The organism is Sphingobium sp. IP1 (assembly GCF_002708645.1).
In the GTDB taxonomy this organism is placed as follows: domain Bacteria; phylum Pseudomonadota; class Alphaproteobacteria; order Sphingomonadales; family Sphingomonadaceae; genus Sphingobium; species Sphingobium yanoikuyae.
This window is the reverse complement of sequence record NZ_NOIW01000165.1, coordinates 1-8,090: the sequence shown is the minus strand read 5'-3', so window position 1 is coordinate 8,090 and position 8,090 is coordinate 1. Positions and strand designations below refer to the sequence as shown.

At 63.2% G+C, this 8,090-nt stretch carries 4 protein-coding genes; all 4 read right to left on the bottom strand.

All coding sequences use genetic code 11. The features are described from left to right. Window positions 1-169: 169 nt before the first annotated feature. The 4 genes from CG471_RS28055 to CG471_RS28040 all read right to left on the bottom strand — a co-directional run bounded on the left by CG471_RS28055 (window position 170) and on the right by CG471_RS28040 (window position 8,015). Window positions 170-952, bottom strand: coding sequence for an N-6 DNA methylase (locus CG471_RS28055; protein ID WP_257211718.1), 783 nt, complete (start codon window positions 950-952; stop codon window positions 170-172). 150 nt (window positions 953-1,102) lie between these two features. Beyond that, the gene (locus CG471_RS28050; RefSeq protein ID WP_180275823.1) at window positions 1,103-5,401 is read right to left on the bottom strand and encodes a strawberry notch-like NTP hydrolase domain-containing protein; all 4,299 of its coding nucleotides are present in this window, start codon (window positions 5,399-5,401) and stop codon (window positions 1,103-1,105) included. 130 nt (window positions 5,402-5,531) lie between these two features. Continuing rightward, on the bottom strand, window positions 5,532-5,921 hold the full coding sequence (locus CG471_RS28045; RefSeq protein WP_099234453.1) for a hypothetical protein: 390 nt from the start codon (window positions 5,919-5,921) through the stop codon (window positions 5,532-5,534). 99 nt (window positions 5,922-6,020) lie between these two features. After that, complete coding sequence (locus CG471_RS28040) at window positions 6,021-8,015, bottom strand: ParB/Srx family N-terminal domain-containing protein (RefSeq protein ID WP_099234452.1); 1,995 nt, start codon at window positions 8,013-8,015, stop codon at window positions 6,021-6,023. Window positions 8,016-8,090 lie beyond the last annotated feature (75 nt).

The window sequence follows — 8,090 nt, the reverse complement described above, 5'->3', positions numbered from 1 at the left end:
CCCCACCCCCTTCCCTCCAAGCTGGCCGCGCCCTCGGCGAGCCTGGTCGGTCTCAGGCATCCAGGCCGTTACGATGGACGTCGACCGCTTGCCGCGCGAACCACAGCCTGGCCTGGGGAAACGCGATCTGGCGAAAATCTTGCGGGCGGAAATTACGCAGACCTGGCGATCAGAACAGGCTGAGCTGGCGCGGTGCAGCCGGCGCGGCGACCGGGGGCACTTCGGCGGGCTGTCCGACCAGCGCCGGCGCATGCATATTGGGAATTGGAGTGATCGGTCCTCCTGTCACCTCATCATCGCGGACGGCGGCAAGACGTGCGTTCCAGCCTCCAAATATGTGCGCGGGCGTGAACCAGTGTTCGGCGATTTCACCGGACAGCGAATTACCGACCATCAGATGCGCCGGGACGTGCAGAAGCGACAACTGGCTATAGGCCATATGGACCGCGCGAGGGTCGATATCGATGGCGGTCACATGGAGGTGGCGCTGATAATTGATGCCGCGCGCTTTCATGGTTTCAGCCAGCGCAATGACCATGGAGCCCGCGCCGCAGGCAGGCTCCATGGCGCGAATATAGCCTCGCTGGTCAATGCGCGCGCGCAAATCGGCCTCATCGGCAAAGGAGACGTCGGCCATCATCTGACAGATGGAATAAGGCGTGAAAAATTGGCCCCGCGCCTTGTTGTGCAGTTCAAAATCGTGAAACAGCGGACCCAGCACGTCCGATATTCCCGCTTCGAGCGCGTTCACAAGTTCGGCCAAGACGCGCGGAAAGAGGTCGACGACATCAGAACGATACTGCCGCACGATTTGCAGATAGCGGGCTTCCCTTCGGTCGAACTGGGGCCGGTCGACGCTGTTGGCCATGGCGATCGCCATGACCTCCATGCAATCGCTAAAGACGGTATAGAGATCATGGCGCGGCTGGCTGCGGCAGAGCAGCGCAGCCATCGCCTTGCGACGACGTTCGTGCATGCGATCCTCGGACATGGGGAATTGGGGGATGCCGCCGTCTCTCGGGCAGCGACGGGTCAGCGGCGGCCCGCTCGGGCCGCAGGCCGCCCGATCCAGTTGATGGGGCGGCCTGCTTGGCGCCGAAAACTATATTTTGGTCATCGCCAATATTGCGTCGACAACCTCGACCGATCGGTCGATCGGAATGAACAGGCGGGTCTTGTACGCAATGACCTCGCTGAACACACCACGCGCTTTCAGTCGCTCGCGGTCTTCGGACCGGTAGCCGCGGATTTCCAGCCTGCGTGTGCCGTTCACCATCGCGCTCTGAAGCGTGGCACCGCCCAGGCCCGGGATTGCAATAGCCGACCCCTTCTGGGCCGTTCCGCAGAGCTCCGCCGCATTCAGCTCGATGCTGCCGTCAAGACCGAATGCGGTTTCGAGTTCGGCCAAAGCCAAGGGCGGAATGAGGCGCCCCAGGATCGAGGCCCCCTCGCCGTCATCGATCCGCCATACGCGGACATCGTCTTGTGGAAGCCTGTGCCACACCGGTAGCAGCAGCCCGGTAGCGACGTTGACAGTCTCGATGTCGACCTGAGCTTCCGCCTGCGTCGCCTCAGCCTCCCAGAGCTGCTGGAATTCGTCGCGGTCTATCCGCTGCCATTTGCTGTTCCACAGAGCGGCTTCATGGATACGGGATGCGCCCGTCGGCCGAACGAGCTGGCACATAGGGACGATGCGCCCTTCCTCGTCGGTGATCGACCAGGATGGCACCTTGAGCGCAATCCGCTTCGACCGAGGATTGTAGAGAAATGCGATGTCGGCTGTTCCATCCCAGATCTGCATGAGGCGCTTCCAACGCATGACGCGCGGCCGAAGATGGAGTTCGAGCCGCAACAGCCTCGTCTGCGCGCCGCTTACCGGATCAGTGCGCAAAACCCGTTCGGATTTGACGATCAGCCGTTCGGCCCGGATCGTCTCGATGCCGACATCCAGGGTTCCGGCCTCACGCGCGGCATCGACCCGCGCCTGGATCAAGCCCATATATTCGTCGAAGATTGCGTTCTGTGTCGCGATCCGAAGCGCCAGGATGCGATTGAGCCAGCGTTGGATCGGCGGCAGCTTGTCGACGAGCGATCCCTGCTCGTCGGTCAATTTGAGGCCGGTGAGGTCGACAAATTGCGTCATGCTGACGCTCGAAAGCTTGCCGCCGTGGAGCAGATGATACCATTGGGTGAGCGCCTCGCGCGCGTAATCGCTCTCCAGGTTGTCGGCCGGATCGAAGAGATTTTGGCCGCCGGTCTGCCGTTGGCCCCGCGTCAGTGCACCGAGGCTGTCGAGACGGCGCGCGATGGTCGAAATGAAGCGGCGTTCGCCCTTGCAGTCGGTAGTCACCGGGCGAAACACCGGCGGCACGCTCTGGTTGGTGCGATGGGTACGACCCAGCCCCTGGATCGCGACATCCGCGCGCCAGCCCGGCTCAAGCAGGAAGTGGATGCGCCGCTTGTGTGCAGTCCGGCAATCCAGATCGGCATGGTAGGAACGACCAGTCCCGCCAGCATCGGAGAACACGAGAATCGGCTTGCGGCCGTCCATGAAGGCCTGGGTCTCGGCAATATTGGCGCGCGCGCCACGGCGCTCGAGCTTCTGGCGCCCATCGGGGCCAACCACGATCCGACGCGAGCGGCCCGTCACTTCGGCAACAAGATCAGTCCCGAAATGCGCCAGCAGGGCGTCGAGGGCGGCCGGTAGCGGTGGCATCGCGCAGAGGTCTTCGATCAGCGCGTCGCGGGCAGCGATGGCCTCGGCGCACTGGACCATGTCCCCGGCATCGTCGCGCAGCGGTTCGGAGCGGAGCGAGCCATCGCTTGTCGTGAAAACGCGCATCTGCTGGATCGGAAACGCATTTTTGAGATAATCTATCATCGTCGCCAGGGGCGAGAGTTCCAGATCGAGATGCGCCCGCTCTTGCGGAGACAGGCCGGCTAGGCGACGGTCGAGAATGGCTTGGGATGTGGTGACAAGCTGCACGACCGCGACATGACCGGCGGCAAGCTCAGCCTCGATCGCCGCGAAGAGGGACGGCATCTTCATCGAGATCAACACGGCCGACCAGAACCTCTGTTTGGAACTCTCGAAGCGGCTGAGCGCCGAGCCCTTGGCCATGGCGTTCAATGTCCGACCGGACGCACGATCGACGATATTGGCGGCCTCAAGCGCGGCAGAAACACCGCGGTGGATCACTGCCCAGGCATTCGCATAGGCATCGTAAATCTCGACCTGGGCTGGGGTCAGCCTATGTTCGAGCGGGTCATATTCGACACCGGCAAAGCTCAAGGCGCGCGCTGTATAGAGACCCATCGCCTTGGTATCGCGCGCCACGATTTCCATCGCGGCGATGCCGCCCTCCTCCATGGCGCCCAGAAAGTCGTCGCGGTTGTGGAAGGCGGTGCCTGGTCCCCAAAGGCCGAGGCGCGTGGTGTAGCTCAGATTTTCGGGCTTGGTCGCGCCGGTGGCCGATACATAGATAACGCGGGCACGCGGGAGCGCGATCTGGAGGCGAACCCCGGTCAGGCCCTGTTCTGACCCTTTGGCAGCGCCGAATTCCGTTTCCGTGCCTGCGGCGTTGCCGAGCGCGTGCGACTCGTCGAGCAGAATGACTCCGTCGAAGTCAGGACCCGCCCAGTCGAGCAGTTGCTGAAGCCGCGACGCGCGATCATGGCGTTGGGACCGAAGGGTCGTATAGGTCAGGAAGATGATGCCGCTTTCCATCCCGATGCGGGTCCCTAGAGGAAAGGCGTCGAGCGGCTGGATGTCGATCGGTATGCCGCCGAGCGCGCTCCAGTCGCGGCGGGCGTCCTCGATCAGGGCGGAACTGCGGCTGAGCCAGATCGCCTGGCGACGCCCGCGATTCCACTGATCGAGAATGATGCCGGCGCCTTCTCGACCTTTGCCGACGCCGGTTCCATCGGCGACGAAATAGCCCGTCCGATAGACGGCGCCATCGGGATCTTCATGAAGCTGGTCGCCGGCACTGTTGGGCGAAAATGTCCCCTTGAGGTCGCGTTCGCACGCCTCGCCCGCGTGGATGATAGTTTCGAGCTGCGCGTCGGAAAGGGCGGCAAAGGCGTGGGCCTGCAACATCGGGCGATAGCTTGGGGCTGGCGGGAGGACCGAAGCCATGGCGACGGACTCGACCAGTTGGTCGGGATGCGGCCTCGCTCCTTGGATATCTATCCTTGCCAGGCGCCAGGGAGCATAATGGCCGATCGGATCACCGGCGGGCAATGGCGTGTCGCGGATCTGGTAGATGACGGGCTTCGCGCTGCTGTCGGCCGCTATCCGATCTGGCGCAGCAAGGACACGCTTTTGCAGCCCGCCGAAAATGGCGGAGGGCGATAACATGGTCGCCTTGCGAACCGTGACGGGAATGACAGCCGGAGCAGGCGGCTGGGGTTCGGGATCAGGCGATCCAAGCCGCGGCGGAATTGCAGAAACCAGTGCCGCCGCCTCCTCGATCGTCTGCGCCGTGTGACGTTCGGTCGTGCCTGTCCAGCCCTTGTCGAATATCACGAGGCGGACAGCGATGCTGGTCCCGTGCTTGGCGTAGGGATTGCCCAGGATGGTGATTTCGAAGCGGGGCGCCACCGTCTCGCAGACCATGGCATAGCCTGTGGCAGCCGTGCCATCGGCGGCAAAATTCGGAGGCATGATGGCCACGCAGCGCCCACCCGGTGCGAGGCGCAGAAGCGCAGCGCGCAGATGCCGGGCACCGGCGAAGCGGTCCTTGCCCCGTCCGTCGCTGCGGCTGAACGGCGGGTTCATGAGGACGACGGTCGGTGGAGAGCCAATGGCGGTCAGATCGTTGATGAATTCGGCGTCGTGCGTTGTGACAGGAGAACCGAGCAGCCTGCCGAGCAAATCGGCACGGCCCGGGTCCCGCTCATTGAGGCTCACGGCGGCGCCCGCTCGGATGGCGTGGACAGCCAGCATTCCCGTACCGGCAGAGGGTTCGAGCACATGATCATCGCTGCTGATGCAGGCCGCCTGCGCCGCGAGCCACGCCAGCGAAATCGGCGTGCTGAACTGCTGCATCTCCACCTGATGCTCGCTGCGATAGGTTTGCGTCGGCAGTGCCCGCTCGAACCGGCGCAGCGAGGAGAACGCCTCGGGACCGGCGAGTTCGAGGCCGAAGGCGGGCGGGGAGGATTTGAGCAGGATGACCTGCGCGGCTTCGAGGGCGTCATAGGCGTCGCGCATCGACCAGGCGCCGCTCGCGTCCGACGCCGCAAAGACCTCCTCCATGAGGCGCGTCAGGTCCTGGCGCCGGACCGGCTGTCCTTTGCCAAGAAGGCCGGCAAGATGTGTGGCGACAGCGATCAACTGCGTGGATTTGGGGTTCTCCGGCTCGTCGGGGAAAACGAGCGCGAGCATCGGTTGTGTCATGGCAGAACTCCGGAGTGGATCAGGCCAATCGCGGCCCACCGCCCCACTTCCCCTTCCCTCCGTGGGGCAGAGGCGTGGGACATGGACATGGCGCGGAGCTTGATCCTTTTGGGTGCGGGCGGCCCTGGGATCAGGCGTCTCTCTGATCGCTGTCGTCTGGTCCCAGCAGAATTACGGTGATCGACGGCTTGTCGTCTGCCGGGTGCTTCCGGCTGTCATAGGCAATGCGGCCGCCGCGCCCGATGGTGAACATGTCGAAGGTCGGCGACATGCCGCCGTTGGCGTTCGAGATCATGGTGCCGTTGTCATGATATTGGATATCGACGAAGCGCGGCGGCGCGCCACGACGGTAGGCGCCAAAGAAGATAGTCATGCGCCTGCCATCGGTGGTTTTCATACTGATCGTGAAATCGCCGTCGGGGATGTCGAGCGGGAATGTGGGAACGTCGTTGAAGCGCGCGAAGCCGATGGCCTCTGCGTCACTCGCCCTCATGACGGGAAGTTGGGTGATATCGGCCATGTGACGGCTCCGGCATATGGGAGCAGGAACCCGGTGAGGGTCCGCCGGAAAAGACGTGGCCGCAGCATGAGGCTACGGCCACGAAGATCGGACTCTGAATCAGGCAGCCTGCGGAAGCGTGCCTTCTTCGCCCGCGCCGTCCGCACCATTTGTCGGATCGCAATGCAACTTTGCCGCAGGCTTCTTAAAGCGCATCGCATCGGGCACCCAGCGCATTGCGGCTTCGCGGATTTCAGGCTCAAGCGGCACGGCGCCGGCGAACATCTTCTCGGCCGAGGTCGAGAGATCATGCTTTTTCGAAGCGCTGTATCGGAGTGCCAGATCCTTTCCGCCGACCTCTTCGATATGATCAAGGATCGCGGCCTTGCCGCTCAGCCGGTCGAAATAGTTTTTCGCTGTCGGGCGCCACCAGGCGGCTTCATCAATGTCGAACCTGCCGCCGAGATGATTGATAAGGGCTTCGCCCTCCCTCCCCAGGACCACAGGCCGAAGCGTCCGAGCGACGGCGCGGGCGAGCCATGCTGCGCGGGCTTCGTCGGGAAGGGCGCAGAAAGCATCGTAGCGCTGCGTGACACTCCCGGCATTCATCCAACTGCGGTCGAGCGCGTCGTCGATCCTGGCCCATTCCTCGGCCGCGATCGTCTCGCTGTGGAAATCGAGCAGCGCCGAACCAGGCTGGTCGGCGGTGAGTTCGGTTGCAAGATCGGCAGCGTCATCGGTGCGCCTTGCCTTGTCGACCATCCAGAACGTACCCAGATCAAGCGCGAAACGTGGGTCACTGGCGATATGGACCCGCAGCAACTCGCTCTTCATCTCCGCCAGTTCCTGGGCGAGCCGAAGGCTGTAGGTGAGCTTGTCCCGCGGCGAGGTGGCTTCGGTTTCGATCGTCCTTTCTTCCAGGCTGTCAAAGCTCGCGCGCGCTGCGGGCGGTTCCTCGGCCGTAGCGACGTATAGCTGCTCGTGCAGACGCGGCTGACCGTCATGGCCTATGACGACATAGGCAAGAGCGCCTGCCTTCTGCTCGTCGGTCAGGGTCGGCGCGGGCTTTTCGATCGAGCGATACTCAGCCTCAAGCAGTTCGATGCGGTTGGCAAGCGGAGCAGTGCCTTCGTCCCCGGCTTCCTCATAAGCCTCGTTAGCGGCTTCAAGCTCGGTCTTGATTTCGTCGAGGCGGCTCTGCTGCTCATCAGTGAGAGGTGGCGTCTCACCCTTGAGTGGCCGAAGGTCCCAGGTATCATTGTAAGTGACGTGGGTGGTCGGCAGAACCCGAACTTCTGCAAAACCATCGCGTTCGCGCATTGATTCGGCGGCACTGGCGAGCTTTTCCGCCGCGAGCCGGTTGAGAAGGTCGCCGTCGATCCAGCGCTCGGTCGTCGAATCGGTGAAGAGATCGGGGTCGATCCGCCCACCTGCTTCGATATAGGCGGCGCGGCCGACCAAAAGCGCCTTGGGATCGTTGCCGACATAGGTATTCTCGGCCAACTGGCGTTTGATCTCATTGACGTTGCTGCGATACGGGCCGTCCTTGAGCAGTTCGAAGACTTCGGCCTGCTTGATGCGGTCGCTGTTGCTCGCATAGGCAACGGCGATGTTCAGCGTGATCTCGCTGTTGCGCAGGGCGTCGAATATCGGGTCAGCGAGATCGGCAAGGCGCAGACGGCTCCGTACGAACCGCTCGGTGAGGCCGAAGCGCTTGGCGACATCCTCCGGGGTCTTGGCCTCGATCTCGATGATATCCTGGAACGCCCGGCAGGTGTCGGCGGGATTCATGGCCAGAGAAAAAATATTCTCCTCCAGGCTGGTCTCGATCACGTCCTTGGCATCGCCCAGAACGAGGACGGCGACCTGATAGGCTGGATCGAAGGCGCCCTTCTCGATCAGGCGATGGACCGCATCGAGACGGCGGCCGCCTGCGATGATGCGGTAGTGGCCCTTTTTGCGGGAGACGGGAACGCCGATGAGATTTTGCCGCACGCCCTTGACCGCAATGTTGGCCTCAAGCTGCGCATCGGCCACGGCGTCGCTCACCTTTCTGACATTGCTGGGCGACTTGGTGAGATTTGCCGCCGGTACGAGGATGGGAAGTTGGGTCATGAGAATAGTCTCCTGACGGGGGCGGCCCGATCATCAGACCACTTGCCGCCACCACTTCCCCACTCCCTCCCCTCC